Source organism: Leucobacter viscericola (genome assembly GCF_011299575.1).
GTDB classification, from domain to species: Bacteria; Actinomycetota; Actinomycetes; order Actinomycetales; family Microbacteriaceae; genus Leucobacter; species Leucobacter viscericola.
In genome coordinates this window covers 2,231,467-2,249,751 of record NZ_CP049863.1, presented here as the reverse complement: position 1 = coordinate 2,249,751, position 18,285 = coordinate 2,231,467, and the positions used below count along the sequence as shown (strand labels likewise).

The window sequence follows — 18,285 nt, the reverse complement described above, 5'->3', positions numbered from 1 at the left end:
TTTTACAGTACCGTAACTTTCGCGGTCAGGCGAGTTCTTCGGTAAAGCTTGGATAACGACCTTCCAGCACCTCACGCACTGCCTCAGCCGCCATCTGGAACGTCTTCGCCATCGCTGCCTCAGACAATCCACTGGTGTGCGGACTCAGCAGCACGCGAGAATGATGCGCCAGCGGGTGCTCGCGCATCGGTTCGGTGGCGAAGACATCGAGGCCAACTCCACCGAGAATCTTTTGCTCAAGCGCCCACTCGAGCGTCTCCGTCGCAACAAGCTCTGCTCGCGCGCAGTTCACCAGCACGAGCCCCGGCTTGGCGAGCGCCAACCGATCCCGGCCGAGCAGCTCTCCGTCGCCACCTGGCAGGTGCAGCGTGATCGCATCGGCGCGCTGAAGCGCCTCTTCGAGCGTCACGTTTTCAAACTCATCAGCCCGCACGAAGGGATCGTGCACCAGCACCCGCATGCCAAACGCGGTGGCAAACCCAGCGACGATCCTGCCGATCCTGCCAAACCCAACAACCGCGAGTGTCTTGCCGAACACGTCTCCCGGCACGGGAACAGGATCTACACCCCAGCGGTCCCCTGCAACGTAGGAGTTTGACTCACCAACCCGCTTTACCAGGGCGAGCAACAGGGCAAAGGCCCCTTCGGCAACGGCCTGAGCATTGCTGCCGGGCGTAACCGCGACGGGAATTCCGCGCTCGGCAGCGGCAGCAAGGTCAACCCGTTCGACCCCAACTCCGGTGCGCGCAATTACGCGCAGGCGGGGCATGGTGTCGAGGCGGGCCCGGTCAACGTCGTAGGCCGCGCGCACGATCGCACCCTCGGCCACGGCGAGGTCACCGGCCGAAGGCTCCCTAATAAACTGCACCTCGTCGCCGAGATACGGGAGCACAAGCTCGGGATCAACCGGGCCGAGCCCCACAACGACTCGCTTCATGCGGCGCCACCCAGGGCCTCGGGGATCGCCGATCCCATCGCCGCCGCAAGCAGCGTCGCATCGGAGCCGATCGCGATAAACCCAAATCCCCGCTCGAGATAGGCGTCTGCACCGGCTCGATTGTTCGTCAGAATTCCGGCAACCTTGCCGTTCGCGCGGCAGGCTTCGACCACCCGATCCAGCGCTTGCTGGAATTCAGGATCGTCAAAGCGCCTCGGCACCCCGAGCGCGTAGCTGAGGTCTTGCGGACCAACAAACAGCACGTCGGCGCCGGGCACCGCCGCGATCGCGTCCAGCTCGGCCATCGCGCCGACGGTTTCGATCTGCACAATGCCGAGCGCTCGCTCGTTCGCGAGATCCATCTCAGTCACCTCACCGCCCCAGCGAGCGGCACGGTTGTAGGTCGCAACGCCGCGGTCGCCCTCTGGCGGGTACAGCCTGTGCCGCAGCGCCTGCTCGGCCTCCGTTGCACTCGAAATGCGGGGCAGCATCACGCCGGCGGCCCCCGCGTCGAGCACGCGCCCTATGCGAATGCGCTCCGGTTGCTCGACGCGCGCGAGAGTCGCGGTGCCGTAGGCACCCGCGGCCGCAGCGATCGCGCCGACCTGATCCTCGTCACCCCCGCCGTGCTCAAGATCAATGAGCACCCAGTCGAGTCCGGCCGAGGCGCAGACCTCTGCGGCCGTGACCGACCCCAGGCCAAGAAAGGTGCCGACGGTGGGATCGCCAGCCAGAATGCGCTCTCGCAGTGCTCGGCCCGCGGCGAGTGGGCCGCTGAGTTTCGCTGTGTTCTCACTCATGCGCCGCCCCTATCCGTGCCAGCGCTGCTGCGCCAGGCCCTCGGCGTACTCGGTCAACTTCTCGGAGGTGTCAACGTGCTCCCACACCTCGGCGGGCGAGACATCCCACCACACGTCCGAAGACGGCAGGTCGGCGTGCGGAATCGTGGGAACCACGATCACAACGGGTCCGCGCACGTCTCGCGTCTCGGCGAGCGCCTGGCGCACCTCATCCGCGGTGCTCGGCGTGCGCACCTCCGCGCCGAGACCAGCGGCAATCTTGCCGAGGTCGATGCGCAGGTAGTCGCCCTCTAGGCCCGCGGCGTCGGAACCGGCGAGGGATCCGCCTTGCTCGCGATACCGGAACTCGTTGCCGAAGTGCTCGCCCGTTCGCCACATCTGCAGCCGCCGGATCACCTGGTAGCCGTGGTTCTCTGAAATGACCACGGTAAAGGGGATGCCCTCTTGCGCGGCGGTGACGATCTCCGTTGGCATCATAACAAAGGTGCCGTCACCAATAAACGCGGTCACGCGGTGGTTAGGATCGGGATCCGCGACCCTCACGCCCATGGCCGCGGGCAGCTCGTAGCCCATGCACGAGAACCCAAACTCAAGGTGCGCGTTGCGGCCGTCGGTCGCGTCCCACACCTTCTGCAGGTCTCCGGGAGGGCCACCCGCCGCGGCAACAATGGTGTCGCCCGAGCGCGAGTGCTCCTGCAGCAGCCCGATCAGTTGGCCCTGCGTCAGCACGGCGTCGGTCTGCGGCAGCTCGGGGTGATCGGCCTTCGGGAAGAGTACGTCAGGATCAAGCGCGGCCTCTCGCACGGGCAGCCAGGCTTCGCGGGCTGCGATAACCTCTGCGGCCCAGTCTGCGGGCACGCGGTAGTCCGCGAGCTCTGCTGCGAGCGCCGAAATGGCAAGCTGCGCGTCCGCGACTACGGCGACGGCGCCCTGCTTGACCGCGTCGTGCTCGACCGTGTTGATCGACGCAAAACGCACGCCGGGGTTCTGAAAGATCGACTGCGAGGCCGTCGCAAAGTCGGTCAGGCGGGTGCCGATGTGCACGATGAGGTCGGCGCTCTCAGCCAGTCGATTGGTAGTGGGTGAACCCTCGAGGCCGATCCCGAACACACTCCACGGGCCGTCTTCAACAACGGCGCCCTTGCCCGCGAAGGTCTCGCTGATGGGCAGCAGCGTCTGGCGACCGAGCTCGGTGAGGGCACTCTGCGCGTCCGAGTAAATGACCCCGCCACCTGCGATGACGAGTGGTCGTTCGGCAGTGCGGATCAGCGCGGCGACCTCGGCAACCTCGGCCTGATCGGGCACCCGGCGACGAATCACCCAGTCGCGCTCCGCGAAGAACTCGATCGGGAAGTCGTAGGCGTGCGACTGCACGTCCTGCGGCAGTGCGAGCACAACGGCGCCCGTCTCCTCGGGGTTCGCGAGCACACGGAAGGCCTGCGGCAGCGCCGTGAGTAACTGCTCGGGGCGGTTGATGCGGTCGAAGAAGCGCGAGACCGGGCGGAAGGTGTCGTTCGCCGTGACATCGGGGGTGCCGGGAAGATCGAGCTGCTGCAGCACGGGACCCTGGCGGCGGGTGGCGTAGGTGTCGCCGGGGAGCAGCAGCAGGGGGATGCGGTTGACCGTCGCGAGCGCTGCCGCCGTGACGAGGTTCGTCGATCCTGGCCCAATCGATGCCGTGACCGCGAGCGTCTGGCGGCGCTTTGATGCCTTGGCAAAGCCGGTGGCCATGTGGCCGAGCGCCTGCTCGTTGCGACCCTGCACAAAGGGCAGGCGATCCTCGTGCTCGGCGAGAGCCTGCCCGAGCCCGGCCACGTTGCCGTGACCGAAGATGCCGAGCGCCGCCGGCACGAAGCGGCGACGCTCGCCGTCAGCCACCGAGTACTGCGCCGCGATGTATCGAATGATCGCCTGAGCAACCGTCAACCGGACGGTTTCGCCCGAGATTCCCTGCACCATGCCTGAACTCCTTTGTCGTGATTAAGTCTGTGTGTCGGTTCGAGCCCGTTAGCTGTGCAAGATGACGGTCTTCACCTCGGTCATTTCTTCGACCGTGGATCGCACGCCCTCTTTGCCGTAGCCGCTGGCCTTAAAGCCGCCGTAGGGCATCAGGTCTGCCCGCCACAGCGGGGTCCAGCCGAGGTGCACACTGCCCGCGTCGATCTCGCGCATTGCGCGGATCCCCTCGGCGAGGGTGCCACCGAAGACCCCGGCCGCGAGGCCGTAGGGGGTGCCGTTTGCCGCGTCGAGTGCGGCGTCGAAGGAGTCAACCGTGGTCACGGCGACCGCTGGGCCAAAGAGTTCCTCTTGGGCAAGCGCCTGGCCGGTCTGCACTCCCGCGACCACCGCCGGTGAGATGAACGAGCCGTCTCGAGCGCCGCCCGTGAGCAACTGCGACCCCTCGGCCACGGCCTGCGCGATGCTGCGCTCTACGCGCTCGGCCTCGCGCGCCGTGATGAGCGGCCCGAGCGTGGTGCCGTCGGCAAACGGATCACCCGTGCGGATCGCGGCTACCTTTGGCAGCAGGGCATCGAGGAAATCGGCCTCGATGTCGCGGTGCACCACGACCCGCTGCACCGAGATGCAGACCTGGCCCGCGTTGACGTAGCCGCCGAGAGCGACCGCGGTCGCCGCGTGCTCAATGTTTGCGCCCGGCAGGATGAGCGTGGGCGAGGAGGCACCGAGTTCGAGTGAGAGTTTCTTCACGCCAGCGAGTGCCGAGATGCGCTCGCCCACAGCGGTCGAGCCGGTGAAGGAGATCTTGCGAACCCGGGGGTCGCGCACGAGGGCGTCGCCAATTGCGGCACCGGATCCCGTGATCACGGAGAGCACGCCCTCCGGCAGGCCTGCCTCAACGAAGAGTTCGGCGAGCGCGAGGGCCGTCAGTGGCGTCGCACCCGCGGGCTTCAGGATGACCGCGTTGCCGGCCGCGAGGGCCGGGCCAACCTTGTGCAGAACCAGCAACGCGGGGTAGTTGAACGGTGTGATGGCCACGACAATGCCGACGGGCTGACGCAGCGTAAAGCCGACCTTGTCTTGCCCGGTGCCGGGGTTGGCGTCGAGGGGCAGGCTGTCGCCGTAGAGCTGGCTTCCCTCTTGGGCGGCGAGTCGAATGATGGCTCCGGAGCGACGCGCTTCGCCCAGCGCCTCCGCGAGCGGCTTGCCATTCTCGGCCGAGATGGTGGCCGCGATGAGGTGGGCTCGCTGATCGGCGAGGTCGGCGGCGCGGCTCAGGATCGCGACGCGCTCGTGCGCGGGGGTGCGCCGCCAGGTGGCCGCACCGCGCTCGGCTGCCGCTATTGCGGCGTCAACGTCGTGCTCGGTGGCGACGGCGACCTCTCCGACAACAGTGGCGTCGTAGGGTGAGCGCACCTCCGCACGAGACCCGCCCGCGGCCTCGCGCCATTCTCCGCCGATGAGCAGCCCAAAACTGCGCGTCGTGCCCTGCTCGTTTGCTGTTTGCTCGCTCACTTAAACCGCCATTCAACGTTGACTTGGACCGGTCCAAATTGTAAACACAGCGAGCGACGAATGTCAACTGGGTGGGTGTCGCGAGGGTCTGGTGCCCCTGACCGGACCGGTAACCTGTTCCATCCACGGCTGCCGCAACCAGGCCCAGCACCCCTGGCACTCCCCGGCACCCCCGGGTGCTCCCCGGCGCTCCCAGTCCACCCTGCCCACCCTGCCCACCCTGCCCACCCTGCCCACCCTGCCCTCCCCGTCCACCCTGCCCACCCTGTCAGCCGGTACTCATACCTCTGCCGGTCCAGAATCGCCCTTTTCAACCGGCTGACATGTCAGCACCGGTCGACACGCGCGGCGCGGTTGTAACGCCTACACCGGTCGACACGTGCGGCGCGGTAGTTACGCCTGCACTGGCTGACCCGCAAGTAGTTTCAACCTGTCAACACGCAGGCACTAGTCAACACGCAGGCACTAGTCAACACACGCGGGGGGCGGCGTTGGCAGCGGCGAACGGGCTAGCGAACTAGCGAGCGGTCGAGGATCCCCGCACGACCAGGCGCGGCGCCACCAGCACCTCGCCGATCCGCTTCTCGCCGCTCGCGAGCAGGGCCTCTGCGGCCGCCGTGCCGATCCTGCGATTATCGGGGTCAACACTCGTGAGTGAGATGCGCGGGATCGCCGCGAGCATTGTGTCGTCGTAGCCCGTCACCAGGCAGTCGCCCGGAACAGAAACGCCAGCCTCTTCGAGGGCCGTGATGACGCCGATGGCGGTGAGGTCGTTCACCGCGATGATGGCCTGCGGCAGGCGGTCCTGGGCGATCAGATCGGCCACGGCCCTGCGGGCATCCGCCTCGGTGAAGTCGGCCCGCTCGACCCGGGCATTGTCGCCAAATCCTCGCCTGGCGGCCGAGGCCCGAAACGCCGCCTCGCGCGAGGCGGAAACCGTGCCACCGTCGCCGCCGATGAAGGCGATCCGCTCGACCCCCTGCTCCGCGAGGTGGGCGACAACAAGGTCCAGGCCGGCCTCGTCGTCACTGCGCACGATGGCGACGACGTCTTTGGTGGTATCGATCGCGCTCGCGACGACCGTTGGAGTCGTGGCGGTCAGGTCTGCGAGCTCTGCAAAGCCGTTGATGGTGCCTACGGTGATGAGCCCTGAGGGGCGCAGATCCCGCAAGATAGCGATGTTGTCGCGATCCAGCACCGCGGATCCACCATCGTCATCAACCTGCGCGCTCACGATGAGCGTGCGCTGCCCCGCCTCGACCAGCCGGGCCTTCGCGGCGCTGACGATCTCGGCAAAGAGCGGGTTGTGCAGGTTCGAAACGAGGATCGCCACAACGTCTCGACGCCCCGCCGACAGGGATTGGGCGACGAGGTTTGGGCGGTATCCCAGGCGCTCGGCCGCGTGCAAGACGCGCTTACGGCGTTCCTCGCTGACGTTCTCGCCGCCGTTAAATACGAGGGACACGAGCGACTTCGAGACCCCTGCCTCACGCGCGACATCGCGAATAGTCGCGGGTTTTGAGGGTTTTGAGGGTTTTGAGGGTGTGCCCTGCGCGGGATTGCCTTGCTCCGTCATCACCCTCCTAGCGTCCCGTTCATCTTACGGGGCCGCGCGCCTACGCGGGCGGCGAGGGCTTCGGGTCGGTCTCGAGCGAACGTGTCTCGGCCACACCGACGGCCCGGCGTCGCGGGCGAGACTTCTTGGCCTGCTTCGAGCGCAGATCCTCATCCTTCATGATGCGTTTCGTCTCGGTGAGGTCGCCGATCACGGGCCGCCACCAGGCAGCCGACGGGTTCGAGTCGATGAGGATCGCCCGCACAAGCAGCGTCAGCGGGATGGCGAGAATCGCGCCGATCGGGCCAATCACGACCGCCCAGAACAGCACCGACACAAACGTGATCGTCTGTCCGAGCGCAACGGCGTTGCCAACCACACGCGGCTGAATCAGCGACTGCACCACCGCGTTAATGACCCCGTAGATGATAATTACGGCGATGACAACCGGCCAGCCACCGACCAACAGCCCGAACACAATCGGCGGAATGATCGCGATGAAGTAGCCAATGTTCGGAATGTAGCTGCAGAGAAACGACAGCAGCCCCCAGAGAAAAGCCCCCGGAATATCGAGAATCACGAGCGCCACCCAGTTGAGCAGGCCCTGCGCGATACCCAGCGCGGTCGTCGCGACCATGTAGCGCCGCACCCCGGTCGCAAAGCCCGCGAGCGCCGCGACCATGTTGGGCCTTGTGCGTCCAACCTGACGCATGAGCAGGGGCACATAGACGGCGTCCATGGCCATCAAGATCAGCGAGGTCAGAACGATCACGAGCCCAACCGTCACGCTGGTCACGTTGCCGAGCAGGGCTGCAACGAAGCCAAGAATGCGACCCGGGTCAAAGCCGCTGGTGATTGAGCTCACCTGTTCCTGCGTGAGGCCAATCGATTTGAGCCAGTCCCCGATCTGCGTGCCAATGTCGATGATCTGCGGCCCAAACTGCGGCAACAGCGCGGCAAACTGCCCGAACGCGACCACCAGCGCGAACACAAACGCGGCCAGCATCAGGAACACCACGGTAATCACCGAGCCGGTCGCGAAACCGCGCGCAACACCCCAGCGCTCAAGGGCAACCCTGATCGGGTGCGCACAGATCGTCAGCACCAGCGCCAGAAAGAACGGCGCAAAAAACGACTGGATGGCCCACAGGCCCACGGCCGTGAGCGTCGCTCCGCCGAGGCCCGCGAGAATGAGGGCGCTTCGCGGGTAATTTGCGAATTTGGAGCCGTTCTCGGGCTGAGTTTCCGTCGTGCCTTTTGACGAGTCGGCCATGGCGGGACCCTGGGCAGCGGTACCTGCCGGTTGCGCCCCTCTTTGTGCACTTGCCGTCTTGCGCCTGCGAAACCAAGACACGGCTCCTCCTCGAGAACTCAGACGATTCGGGCAGGCTGCCCAGTCGTCTGTCTTCGAGTTCACACCCACGTGCCCTATCGCGCCTCACACAAAGAGGATGAGGTTGCCGCTTTCGAGGCGGGTTTCAGGGCGAGTTCCATGGCACCCCTGCGGTGAACGCAAATGGACCTTTTGGTCATGCATAAGGTCCATTTGCGCTCACCGCAGGGGGTGGCGATGCCGAAGTGAGTGCGAGCAGGATCCTGCGCTCCCGCACGCCAGCTCAGACCGCGAAGGCCGCCTCGAACGCATCGAGCGCGGCTTCAGGATCACCACTCGCCCAGGCTTCCATGCCGATCACGCCGGTGTAGCCGAGATCGCGCAGCGCACGCGCGACCGCCTCATAGCGAATCTCACCCGTGCCGGGTTCACAGCGTCCGGGCACATCGGCGACCTGGATCTCGCCGATCCACGGCAGCGCCTCGCGCACCAGCTCGATGAGGTTCCCCTCGCCGATCTGGGCGTGGTACAGGTCGAGGTTCAGCCGCAGATTCGGGTGGTCGACGCCGCGCACGAGCGCGAGTGTGTCGGCAGCCTTTGCGAAGGGAACGCCCGGGTGATCCACCGCGAGATTCAGGTTCTCAAGCACAAAGATGCGCCCGGCCTCGGCCCCCAACTCTGCGATCTCGCGCAGGGTGTCGGCGGCGTGCAGCCAGTCGGATCCGCTCACCGTTTCACGTGGCACAACCGGCAGTCCACCCTCACCGAGACCGGTGCCGTGCAGGTTCAGTCGAGGCGAATCGAGAACCTCGGCGGCACGCAGCGATTCGCGAGCAGTGGCGAGAAGCTCAGCGCGACCCTCGCTGCTGGTCAGGTCGCCGCGCAGGTAACCGGTCATCGACGAGAACTCGGCTCCCGTTGCGGCGAGTGCTGCGAGGTCCTTTGTGCTCCAGTCCCAGATCTCGACGAGCAAGCCGCGATCCCGAATCCTCTCGACGCGCTCCACAAAGGGCAGGTCGAGGAATATCATCTCGGCGCACGCCGCGAGACGGTAGCCCATGTTAGGCCCCGAGATCCACAGCGACGGCAACACCCTCGGTTGCCGAGCGCTGCGCGGCATCGGCGAGGATCAGTGCGGCCCGGCCGTCTTCGAAGGTGGGGCTGGTCGAAGCCTCGCCGCGCACGAGCTTGATGAACTCACCGAGCTCGGCGGAGTAGGCCTCAGCGTAGCGCTCCAGGAAGAACTCGCCGTAGGCGGGCTTCGCCTCGACGGCCTCAGCGGTCGAGAGGCTCACGAGGCTGGTCGGCGCGTTGGCGACCTGCAACATGCCGCGGCCGCCGAAGGCCTCGATGCGCTGGTCGTAGCCGATTGCGCTGTGGCGCGAGTTGATGATCGTGACTACTGCGCCTGATGACGCGCGCAGCGTGGTCACCGCCGTGTCGAAGTCACCGTGCTCGCGAGCGCCGGGATCGAAGGCGCGGGTGCCGGTCGCGTGCACCTCGACGATGTCGTCTACGAAGAAGCGGGCCATGTCGAAGTCGTGGATGGTCATGTCGCGGAAGATGCCGCCCGAGACCTTGATGTAGTCGGCCGGGGGTGCGGCCGGGTCGCGGCTGATGATGATGAGTTGCTCAGGATCGCCGATCTCACCGGCGGCGACGCGGGCGCGGGCGCTCTTGAAGTCGGGATCGAAGCGGCGGTTGAATCCGAGGGCGACCGGGATCCCCGACTCCGCGATGAGTGGACGCAGCGCGTCGACGCGGGCGATGGCGAGGTCGATCGGCTTCTCGCACAGCACCGGCAGGCCCGCGCGCACCGAGGCCTCGATGAGGTCGACGTGTGTGGGGGTGGGCGACGCGATCAGCACCGCGTCGATCTCGCCTTTCGCTCCAGCCGAGATGAGTTCTTCGGCCGATGCGGTGGCGGTGCCGCCGAACTTTGCGGCGACCGCGTTGGCTCCGTCGATAAAGGGATCCGCGACCCAGGCGAGGGTGGCGTCGGGTGCGGCAGCAATGCTGGCCGCGTGTACCTGGCCGATGCGGCCGGTTCCGATGAGTCCAAAGCGGACAGGTGTTTGCGTCATTGCGGTTCCCTTAGGGTGAGGATCTGGGGGTCTCGGTAGACCCATCGATCTAGTTTGATAGGACAATAGGTCTATTGTACGACGCTTGCCGCGGACTTCGGGGTGTTGCGGCCCTGAACTTCAAGGGCAGCTTCTCTGCAGTGGGCGATTTCGTACGTGGTGGACCCCGTGAGGTACGGCATCGCACATCGAAATGGGGTCTGGGCTATCCGATCCCGGGGACCGCCGCCGTTGAGGCGCGCTCGACCAATCGGGGCGCAAAGCTGCGGGATCGCGGGGGATCCGCGCCTTCGATCATGGCGACCAACGCTCTACCCGCGGCCTCACCCAGTTCACGCGAATCGCCGCTGATTGTGGTCAACGACACGAGTTCGTAGGCGGCCAGGGGCGAGTCGTCGTAGCCCACCACAGAGAGATCCGCCGGGCACACGACCCCGGCCGCACGCGCCGCTCCGATTACGCCGACGGCCATCGGATCATTGACCGCAAACACTGCGCTCGGCGCCGATCCCGAACCAAACAGCCCCGCCACTGCGACCCGGGCGGCCGCTTCGCTCGTTGCCTCGGCACGCAACACTCGTGACTCGAGGCCGAACTCGGACATGGCCTCGCGGTATCCGCGCTCGCGCTCGGCGGCGCTCGCTCCCGGTCCGGTGACGCAGAGAATCTCGCGGTGTCCGAGGCCGACTAGGTGCTGCACGGCCAGGCGGCCTCCCGCGGCTTCGTCGCTCGCAAAGACCGGGGGCAAGTGCGGCGCGGTTCCCTCACCGTGCGAGGATTCAGCCGGGGTGCCTGATTCGGGATCGCGAGCGTGATCCTCATTGGCCAGAGATTTGGTCAAAACTGCGGGTCCGTCGGCCTCAGCGTCCAAGCCATAGGCCTCGACTGGCGAGTTGGACCCGCCATCCCCCGCGCTCAGCGCCACGGGTTTGGGATCGCGCGCGTGATCCTGAGCTCCACCCGAATCCGCGAGCGCCCGCGTGCCGAGCACGACCGTCGGTACCCCGCTGCGGGCTGCGGCCTCGGCCGAGGCTTCACCGGCCAACACAATGCCGTCGACGCGCTGCGAGCGGAAGACCTCAACGGGGTCGAGCCCGAGGTGCGCGTTCAACCGGGTGTCGGCCACGCTCAGCGATGTGCCCGTTGCGGCGAGCGCGGCACGCAGGCCCGCGAGCGCCTCAACGAACCAGAGGTTGTCGAAGTCGTCGATGACCACTCCGACACTGCGGGTGCGGGTTGCCGCGAGGCCCGCGGCGAGGCGGCTCGGGGTGTAGTTGAGTTCGGCGACCGCGGCGAGAACCGCCTCGCGCTTTTCGGGGCTGACCTTGGGGAATCACGCAGCACAAGCGACACGAGCGACTTCGAGACGCCGGCGCGCTCGGCGACGTCGTAGATGGTGGGTCGTTTCATGCTGCGCCTTTCTGCTTGGCGGGTGTCGCGCTCTGTCTCATCGTATTGCGGGTCACTGTCTCTGCGTTGCAACTCACCAGAGCACCCGTTACCAACGAAAGGCCCGCTTAATGACCTGCGATTAAGGTGGCCTTTCGTTGTTAAGGTGGGCGCTCGTCGTTGTTGGTGGTGGCTTTCCGGGGCCAGGGGGCCAGAGGGCCGGGGGTCCGGAGGTCCGAGGGGACGGGACTCCGGGACCTAGCGCCCCAGCACCGAGCCCGAACCCCGCACCACGACTCCGACCCTGCATCCCACAACCTCAAACCCGCATCTCAGCCCCGAACTCGCATCCCAGCCTCGAACCCGCATCCCAGTGCCGAACCTGCATCCCAGTGCCGAACCCGCACTCCAGCCCCGAGCCTGCACCCCAGAACCGCAGGCTCGAGCCTGAAACGCAGGCTCGAGCTTGAAACGCAGGCTCGAGCTTGAAACGCGGGCTCGGCGACTGGGACCAGGCAGGCACACCGCATCCCACGACCTCGCATCGCGATAACCCTCCTCAGTGGCCCCATGCATATTGACAGGACAAAGGTGAAGGGGTTACGGTGATCCTTATTGGAGCGCTCCAATACTGTCACCGTAACACAGCGGCGCCTCGATCCCCACCGCAATGAAGCCCTCGAAAGGAACCCCGTGAACGCATCAATCGGTGTCGCCGTCATCGGCGCAGGCATGGCGGGTAAGGCGCACGCCGCCGCGTACCGCGCCGCCTCAACCGTCTACTCGCCCACGCTCCCCGAGATCCGGCTCGTTGCAATCGGCGATGTCTACGCCCCGCTCGGCGAGGAGACCGCGCGCCGCTTCGGCTTCGAACGTCACGTCAGCGACTGGCGTGAGATCGCGGCCGCCGACGACATCGACGTGGTGAGTGTCGTCGTCGCGAACTCGCTGCACCGCGAGATCGTCGAGGGACTGCTCGCCGCCGGCAAACACGTGCTCTGCGAGAAGCCACTCAGCGACACCATCGAGGATGCCCGCGCGATGGCCACCGCAGCCGAAACCGCCGTCGCAAACGGCATCGTCGCGCGCATCGGATTCAGCTATCTGCGCTCCCCCGGCATCGCGCTCATCCGCCAGCTGATCGACGACGGCCGCCTCGGCGAGGTGCTGCATTTCTCGGGCCGCTACTGGACCGACTACGGCTGCCAGCCCGACGCACCGATCAGCTGGCGCTACCAGGGGCCCGCGGGGTCCGGCGCGCTCGGCGACGTCGGCAGCCACCTCAGCTACATTGCCGAGTACCTGTGCGGGCCGGTGCGCGAAGTGTCTGGCGGGCGGTTCCACACGTCAATCACTGAAAGGCCGAAACCCCTCGGCCAGGTGGTCGGCCACACTCGCGGCAACGTCAGCGACGAGACCGCACCGGTCACCAACGACGACTACGCAACCTTCAACGCGAGCTTCGAGCGCTGCGTCGGCACCCTCGAGGTGTCGCGCGTCGCAGCCGGGCACCCGAACGATCTGTACCTTGAGGTCTTCGGATCCAAGGGCGCCGCGCGCTGGTCGCAGACCAACCCGGCGGTCGTCGAGGTGATGCTGCACGACGAGCAAGCTGACCTCGCCGGATACCGCACCGTGCCACTCGGACCCGCGCACCCGCACTACGCGGGCGGCTGGGCGATGGATGCGCCGGGCATTGGTATTGGCCAGAATGACCTGTTTGTGCACCAGGCCCGCGCTTTTCTCGAGGAGGTTGCCGGGATTCCCGCCGCGGAATCCCTGCCGCGCTGCCGCAGCTTCGCTGACGGCGTGCACAACATGGAGTTTCTCGCGGCGGTGGCCGAGTCCGCGGCCCTCGGCGGCGCGACGGTCGCGGTTCGGTAGCCCCAACTCACTGCTATAAGAAAGCTTCACCATGAAACTTGGCGTCTACAACGCAATCCTGCACGACCGTGACCTGCCCGCAGCAATCCAGGTCGTCAAAAGCCTCGGCCTGACCGGCATCGAGCTCAACTCGGGCGGCTTCCTGCCGTCAACACACATTCCAACGTACGGCGAGATCCTCAGTTCCGACACCGCCCGTGATGAGTTCCTCGGACTTTTCGAGGGCACCGGGGTCGGGATCGCCGGGCTCAACTGCAACGGAAACCCGCTGCACCCGAAGCCACTGATCGGCGACGCACACGCGAGCGATGTGCGGCGGTCGATCCAGCTGGCGCAGCGGCTGGGTCAGGATCGGGTGGTCACCATGTCGGGGTTGCCCGGTGGAGAACCCGGAGCGACCACCGTCAACTGGGTCGTCAACGCCTGGAACTCGGCGGCACTCGATGTGCTCGACTACCAGTGGGATATCGCGGCGAAGTTCTGGCGTGAGATCGACCGCTTCGCCGCCGACCACGGCGTCAAGGTCGCGCTCGAACTCCACCCTCAGAACCTCGTCTTCAACTCGGCCGACGTGCACAAGCTGATCGAACTAACAGGCGCGACCCACGTCGGAGTCGAACTCGACGCTTCGCACCTGTTCTGGCAGCAGATGGATCCGGTGGCGGTCGTACGACACCTCGGCGAACTCGTGTTCCACGCCGCCGCAAAAGACGTGCGTGTCAACACGGAAACCGCGGCGCTCAACGGGGTGCTCGACAACAGCTTCCGCAGGATCCCCGCCGACGAGCCCCGCACCAACCTCGGCGGCGACGAGTGGGCCAACGAGTGGCCAAAGCCGTCGGCCTGGGACTTCGTCGCGCTCGGCAAAGGCCACGACACCGCGTTCTGGACTGAATTCTTGCGGGCCCTGCGTGACGTCGACCCCAACATGTGGGTCAACATTGAACACGAGGACGTCTCGCTCGGCCGCATCGAGGGCCTTGAGGTCGCTTCAAAGGTGCTGCGCGAGGCGAACGCGGCGCTGTAGGTTCGGGCTCGCGGCTGTGTGATTCGGGCTCGCGCGCTGCGGGATTCTGCCGGCCCGGATCCTGAGCCTCGCACCGCGCGGGCCAAGCCCCCCCCCCCAATCAGGCAGCAAATGCCTCGCTGATCGCGTAGCTGTCTTCGTGCATGTAGTACCGGGTCAGCTGCCCGTCGCGCACGGTGAAGTGAATCGCAAACGGGTTCTCGAAGCTCTTGCCGGTGGCAACAACACGGAAGCGCGAGTGCCCTGTCACAACGGCCTGATCACCATCCACGATCGTGGCCTCAACAACGAACTCTTCCGGCTCGGTCAATCCACCCTGCATGAGAAGCGTGAAGAAATCCGCCACCTCGTCACGAGTATTGCGGGCACCGGTCCAAGGCACGTTGGGAGCACCTGCGACCAAAAAGTCGACGTTGTCGGCGAATGCGGCAACGACGCCCTCGAGATTTCCCGAGCCAAAGTGCGCAAAGAAGGTGTCTACCGTTTCGCGGGTATTAGTCATGATGACCTGTCCTATTCGTTTTCATTATCCAACTGAACAGTTGGAGTCTAGGGCGGGATAGAATAATTTGCAACTGCTCAGTTGGAGATTGTGAAAGAGGTCAGCATGGCGTGGGACACGGAACGCACTCGGCAACTCCTACTCGATGCAGCCGTCGAGGAGTACGCGGCACACGGACCCGAGGGAGCACGGATCGATCGTGTCGCGGCAGCGGCCGGAGTGAACAAGGAGCGGATCTACCAGTACTTCGGCAGCAAACAGAAGCTCTTCGTCGCCGTTCTTGAGGCGGAGCTCGCCAAACTCGCCAGCGCCATCCCGCTCACCGCAGAGCAAGCGATGGATCTGGGCGACTACGCCGGTCGAGTGTACGACTACCACCTCGAACACCCCCGCCTGCTCAGGCTCATGTCGTGGGAGGCGCTGCAGAATCTTGACGAGGGGATCGTCGCGGAGAGCGAGCGCGCGGCGCACTACGCGGATAAGGTCGCCGCGGTGTCAGCGGCCCAGAAGAGCGGTGCCGTGGCCGCCGAGCCGTCGGCCCCGTACGTTTTCTCCGCCGTCATGGCGATCACAACCTGGTGGTTCACATCGCCGCAGCTCGTCCGCATGATCATGGCGGGGGCCCCGGGCGGCACCGATAAGGACCGTCGCGCCGCCCTCATCCAGTTGGTTCGCCGGCTGGTCGGTGAGGCTGAGACGGCGTAGGTTCGGGATCGCCCGCGGATCCCGAACCACACTCCAGTACGGCACCGAAAACCGCACGGGCACCTACTTCTTGCGAATGTAGGTGCCCGTGCGGTTTTGGTGTTTTTGCGGCGAGAGGCCGAGCCGAGGAAGGCCCGGATCCCGAACCTACTTCTTCAGGTAGATCGCGCCAGTGGTGACGTCTTCTTCGAGGGCCTCGAGCGTGCGGCCGCGAGTCTCGGGCACGCAGCGCCAGACGAAGAAGAGCGCGAGTGCACCAACAGCAGCGAAGAGGAAGAAGGTTCCGGTGATCCCGACCGCGTCGACCAGCGAGAGGAAGTAGAGCGACAGGAAGCCGTTCGCGATCCAGAGCATGAAGACCGAAACGCCCATGCCGAAGCCGCGCATGTGCAGCGGGAAGATCTCGGAGAGGTACACCCAGACTGCGACGTTGAGGAAGGTCTGCATGGATCCCACGAAGATCACCACGAGCAGCAGGATGATGTATGGGCGAAGCGGGTTGCCGACAGGCAGCAGCATCGACGCGAGACCGATGAGCAGGTGGCTGACCGTGGTGAGCGAGAAGCCCAGGATGAAGGTTTTGCGGCGGTCGAAGCGGTCCATCATCGAGAGGGCGATCAGGGCGCCAACCACGGCGATGATGCCCGGGGCGATGTTCGCGATGAGGGCCGCACTCTCGTCGAAGCCCGACTCGATGAGCACGGTCTGACCGAAGTACATGATCGAGTTGATGCCGGTGAGCTGCTGGGCGATGCCGACCCCAATGCCGATGAGCAGGATCTTGAGCAGGTTTTTGTTCGTGAAGATGGCGCGCCAACTGATGGAGCGGTGCTCCTTCTCGGCGCTCGCGAGAGCCGTCAGGTCGCCTAGTTCCGCAACAGCGCGATCCTCGGAGCGCACCGACTTGAGTACAACGAGCGCTTCTTCGTTGCGACCGTGATCCACAAGCCAACGTGGTGATTCGGGCATGCGCAACATACCGAAGAAGAGGGCAATCGCGGGCAGCGCGCAGATCGCGAACATGATGCGCCAGACACCCTCGATGTGGCCGAAGACGTTGCCGATGAACGCGTTGATGACGAAAGCGGCGAGCTGGCCGACGACGATCATGAGTTCGTTGCGACCGGAGAGGGATCCGCGGATCTCGTAGGGAGCGAGCTCGGCGAGGAAGACCGGGACGACCGTCGAGGCGCCGCCGACCGCGAGGCCGAGCAGGATGCGACCGATGACCAAGATGTCGAGGCCGGGTGCGACAACTACAAAGACCGTGCCGGCGAAAAAGAGGACCGCCAGCAAGATGATGGTTTTGCGGCGGCCCCAGGCGTCAGAGAGTCGGCCGCTGAAGATGGCGCCGATCGCTGCCGCGAAGATGAGAGAGCTCGCTACGACGCCCTCGGTGAAGGGGGTGAGCCCGAGTTCTGCCGCCATGGGGCGGAGTGCGCCATTGATGACGCCGGTGTCGTAACCGAAGAGGAGACCGCCGAACGTGGCGATCAGAGCGACAACGCCGAGTCTGCGGCGGTGCGATCCGTCCGTGAGCGGAGGGAGCTTCGAAACGCCCTGATCTAAATGTACGGCCATGGTTTCCCCTGCCTGACACGGCGAATGCAACTACCGCGTCGTCATTTTACGAGCCCCGAGCGGTGTTGCGCGGAGGCGCTGTTCGCGAGCCTAACAATGTCCTATCAAAAGGACAAATTGACGGGCGGTGGGTGTTTGGTCTCGTATTTTTGGGGTTTGTATTCGGAGTAATTTTTGGTTTGTCTACACAATGCAACATGAATCCGGGCCTATGCTGGGCAGGTGAGTCTCCTTTTGCCCGAACTGCCTGTCTACGCCTGGGTTCTGCTTGGTGTGGCCGCGCTTATTGTGGGCTTCTCGAAGACCGCGCTGCCCGGGGTCAATACGGTTTCTATTGCGATCTTTGCGGCGCTGATGCCCGCGAAGCAGTCGACCGGCGTGCTGCTGGTGCTGCTGATTGTCGGCGACATCTTTGCCGTGTGGACGTATCGTCGGCACGCTAACTGGGCTGCTCTGCTGCGGCTGGCTCCTGCTGTTGTGGGTGGGCTTTTGCTCGGTGTGCTGTTTTTGGCTCTGGCCGATGACTCGTCGGTGCGACGGGTGATCGGGGTAATCCTGCTGCTGGTCGTTGCTGTGACCGTTTGGAGGCGGTGGATCTCGCAGGGCTCTGGATCTGTGGCTGGCAGCCGCTTGGCCAGTGTGGGGTATGGATCGCTGGGCGGATTCACGACGATGGTGGCCAATGCGGGTGGACCCGTCATGTCCATGTACTTTCTGGCCGCGCGCTTTCCCGTCAAGGAGTTTCTGGGCACCGCGGCGTGGTTCTTCGCCATGGTGAACGTGGCTAAGCTGCCTCTTTCGGTGGGGCTCGGGCTGGTGACTTGGGAGAGTTTGGTGCTTGATCTGGTTTTGATTCCCGGGGTGATTGCGGGAGCGTTCTTTGGGCGGTGGGTCGCTTCGCGAGTGCCGCAGCGGGTGTTTGAGGTTGGGGTTTTGGTGGTTACCGTGTTGGGTGCGGGGTGGTTGTTGGTTTAGGAGATGAGACGCCAGCTCCAAAAACAAATCACCAAAGCACAG

General features: G+C 65.4%; 16 protein-coding genes. 4 read left to right on the top strand and 12 right to left on the bottom strand.

What is annotated here, in order from left to right:
• Nucleotides 1-25 precede the first annotated feature (25 nt).
• The 10 genes from G7068_RS09885 to G7068_RS16495 all read right to left on the bottom strand — a co-directional run bounded on the left by G7068_RS09885 (nt 26) and on the right by G7068_RS16495 (nt 11,590).
• A complete protein-coding gene (locus tag G7068_RS09885; RefSeq protein ID WP_166291620.1) occupies nt 26-937 on the bottom strand; it encodes an NAD(P)-dependent oxidoreductase in 912 nt (303 codons plus the stop codon).
• Nucleotides 934-1,737, bottom strand: a complete 804-nt coding sequence (locus G7068_RS09880) for an HpcH/HpaI aldolase family protein (protein ID WP_166291618.1) — start codon at nt 1,735-1,737, stop codon at nt 934-936. Before G7068_RS09880 ends, G7068_RS09885 begins: the two co-directional genes overlap by 4 nt.
• Before the next feature lie 9 nt (nt 1,738-1,746).
• Entirely contained in the window at nt 1,747-3,696 is a 1,950-nt protein-coding gene (iolD, locus tag G7068_RS09875) for a 3D-(3,5/4)-trihydroxycyclohexane-1,2-dione acylhydrolase (decyclizing) (protein WP_166291616.1), read from the bottom strand.
• 48 nt (nt 3,697-3,744) lie between these two features.
• Nucleotides 3,745-5,208 carry an aldehyde dehydrogenase family protein gene (locus tag G7068_RS09870; RefSeq protein ID WP_205881270.1) on the bottom strand — a complete coding sequence of 488 codons (1,464 nt, stop codon included), beginning with the start codon at nt 5,206-5,208 and terminating at the stop codon, nt 3,745-3,747.
• A gap of 517 nt (nt 5,209-5,725) precedes the next feature.
• Nucleotides 5,726-6,784, bottom strand: coding sequence for a LacI family DNA-binding transcriptional regulator (locus G7068_RS09865; protein ID WP_166291614.1), 1,059 nt, complete (start codon nt 6,782-6,784; stop codon nt 5,726-5,728).
• Nucleotides 6,785-6,824: 40 nt separating this feature from the next.
• Nucleotides 6,825-8,036 (bottom strand): AI-2E family transporter, encoded by a 1,212-nt coding sequence (locus G7068_RS09860; protein ID WP_166291612.1) that lies wholly within the window; start codon nt 8,034-8,036, stop codon nt 6,825-6,827.
• 343 nt (nt 8,037-8,379) lie between these two features.
• The gene (locus G7068_RS09855; RefSeq protein WP_166291610.1) at nt 8,380-9,156 is read right to left on the bottom strand and encodes a TIM barrel protein; all 777 of its coding nucleotides are present in this window, start codon (nt 9,154-9,156) and stop codon (nt 8,380-8,382) included.
• Nucleotide 9,157: 1 nt separating this feature from the next.
• Entirely contained in the window at nt 9,158-10,180 is a 1,023-nt protein-coding gene (iolG, locus tag G7068_RS09850; protein ID WP_166291608.1) for an inositol 2-dehydrogenase, read from the bottom strand.
• Between the two features lie 205 nt (nt 10,181-10,385).
• The gene (locus G7068_RS09845) at nt 10,386-11,396 is read right to left on the bottom strand and encodes a LacI family DNA-binding transcriptional regulator (RefSeq protein WP_244304432.1); all 1,011 of its coding nucleotides are present in this window, start codon (nt 11,394-11,396) and stop codon (nt 10,386-10,388) included.
• Complete coding sequence (locus G7068_RS16495; RefSeq protein WP_244304430.1) at nt 11,309-11,590, bottom strand: LacI family DNA-binding transcriptional regulator; 282 nt, start codon at nt 11,588-11,590, stop codon at nt 11,309-11,311. Before G7068_RS16495 ends, G7068_RS09845 begins: the two co-directional genes overlap by 88 nt.
• A gap of 672 nt (nt 11,591-12,262) precedes the next feature.
• On the opposite strand from G7068_RS16495, the gene G7068_RS09840 reads away from it, so the two are divergent.
• Together G7068_RS09840 and G7068_RS09835 are read left to right on the top strand one after the other, a co-directional pair.
• A complete protein-coding gene (locus tag G7068_RS09840) occupies nt 12,263-13,453 on the top strand; it encodes a Gfo/Idh/MocA family protein (protein WP_166291606.1) in 1,191 nt (396 codons plus the stop codon).
• A gap of 31 nt (nt 13,454-13,484) precedes the next feature.
• Nucleotides 13,485-14,480, top strand: coding sequence for a sugar phosphate isomerase/epimerase family protein (locus G7068_RS09835; protein ID WP_166291604.1), 996 nt, complete (start codon nt 13,485-13,487; stop codon nt 14,478-14,480).
• A gap of 100 nt (nt 14,481-14,580) precedes the next feature.
• Here G7068_RS09835 and G7068_RS09830 read toward each other — a convergent pair whose 3' ends face one another.
• Nucleotides 14,581-14,982, bottom strand: coding sequence for a nuclear transport factor 2 family protein (locus G7068_RS09830; RefSeq protein WP_166291601.1), 402 nt, complete (start codon nt 14,980-14,982; stop codon nt 14,581-14,583).
• 105 nt (nt 14,983-15,087) lie between these two features.
• Here G7068_RS09830 and G7068_RS09825 point away from each other — a divergent pair, with 105 nt between their 5' ends.
• The gene (locus tag G7068_RS09825; RefSeq protein ID WP_166291599.1) at nt 15,088-15,687 is read left to right on the top strand and encodes a TetR family transcriptional regulator; all 600 of its coding nucleotides are present in this window, start codon (nt 15,088-15,090) and stop codon (nt 15,685-15,687) included.
• Between the two features lie 147 nt (nt 15,688-15,834).
• Here the strand turns inward: G7068_RS09825 and G7068_RS09820 are convergent, their stop codons facing one another.
• Entirely contained in the window at nt 15,835-17,268 is a 1,434-nt protein-coding gene (locus G7068_RS09820) for a sugar porter family MFS transporter (protein WP_166291596.1), read from the bottom strand.
• A 222-nt stretch (nt 17,269-17,490) separates the two neighbouring features.
• Here G7068_RS09820 and G7068_RS09815 point away from each other — a divergent pair, with 222 nt between their 5' ends.
• A complete protein-coding gene (locus tag G7068_RS09815) occupies nt 17,491-18,243 on the top strand; it encodes a sulfite exporter TauE/SafE family protein (RefSeq protein WP_244304428.1) in 753 nt (250 codons plus the stop codon).
• Nucleotides 18,244-18,285: the final 42 nt, after the last annotated feature.

Excerpts from the sequence above, each read along its gene's own strand:
- G7068_RS09885 (WP_166291620.1), bottom strand. The coding sequence starts at position 937 with ATGAAGCGAGTCGTTGTGGGGCTCGGCCCGGTTGATCCCGAGCTTGTG.
- G7068_RS09880 (WP_166291618.1), bottom strand. The coding sequence starts at position 1,737 with ATGAGTGAGAACACAGCGAAACTCAGCGGCCCACTCGCCGCGGGCCGA.
- iolD (WP_166291616.1), bottom strand. The coding sequence starts at position 3,696 with ATGGTGCAGGGAATCTCGGGCGAAACCGTCCGGTTGACGGTTGCTCAG.
- G7068_RS09865 (WP_166291614.1), bottom strand. The coding sequence starts at position 6,784 with ATGACGGAGCAAGGCAATCCCGCGCAGGGCACACCCTCAAAACCCTCA.
- G7068_RS09860 (WP_166291612.1), bottom strand. The coding sequence starts at position 8,036 with ATGGCCGACTCGTCAAAAGGCACGACGGAAACTCAGCCCGAGAACGGC.
- G7068_RS09855 (WP_166291610.1), bottom strand. The coding sequence starts at position 9,156 with ATGGGCTACCGTCTCGCGGCGTGCGCCGAGATGATATTCCTCGACCTG.
- iolG (WP_166291608.1), bottom strand. The coding sequence starts at position 10,180 with ATGACGCAAACACCTGTCCGCTTTGGACTCATCGGAACCGGCCGCATC.
- G7068_RS16495 (WP_244304430.1), bottom strand. The coding sequence starts at position 11,590 with ATGAAACGACCCACCATCTACGACGTCGCCGAGCGCGCCGGCGTCTCG.
- G7068_RS09835 (WP_166291604.1), top strand. The coding sequence starts at position 13,485 with ATGAAACTTGGCGTCTACAACGCAATCCTGCACGACCGTGACCTGCCC.
- G7068_RS09830 (WP_166291601.1), bottom strand. The coding sequence starts at position 14,982 with ATGACTAATACCCGCGAAACGGTAGACACCTTCTTTGCGCACTTTGGC.
- G7068_RS09825 (WP_166291599.1), top strand. The coding sequence starts at position 15,088 with ATGGCGTGGGACACGGAACGCACTCGGCAACTCCTACTCGATGCAGCC.
- G7068_RS09820 (WP_166291596.1), bottom strand. The coding sequence starts at position 17,268 with ATGGCCGTACATTTAGATCAGGGCGTTTCGAAGCTCCCTCCGCTCACG.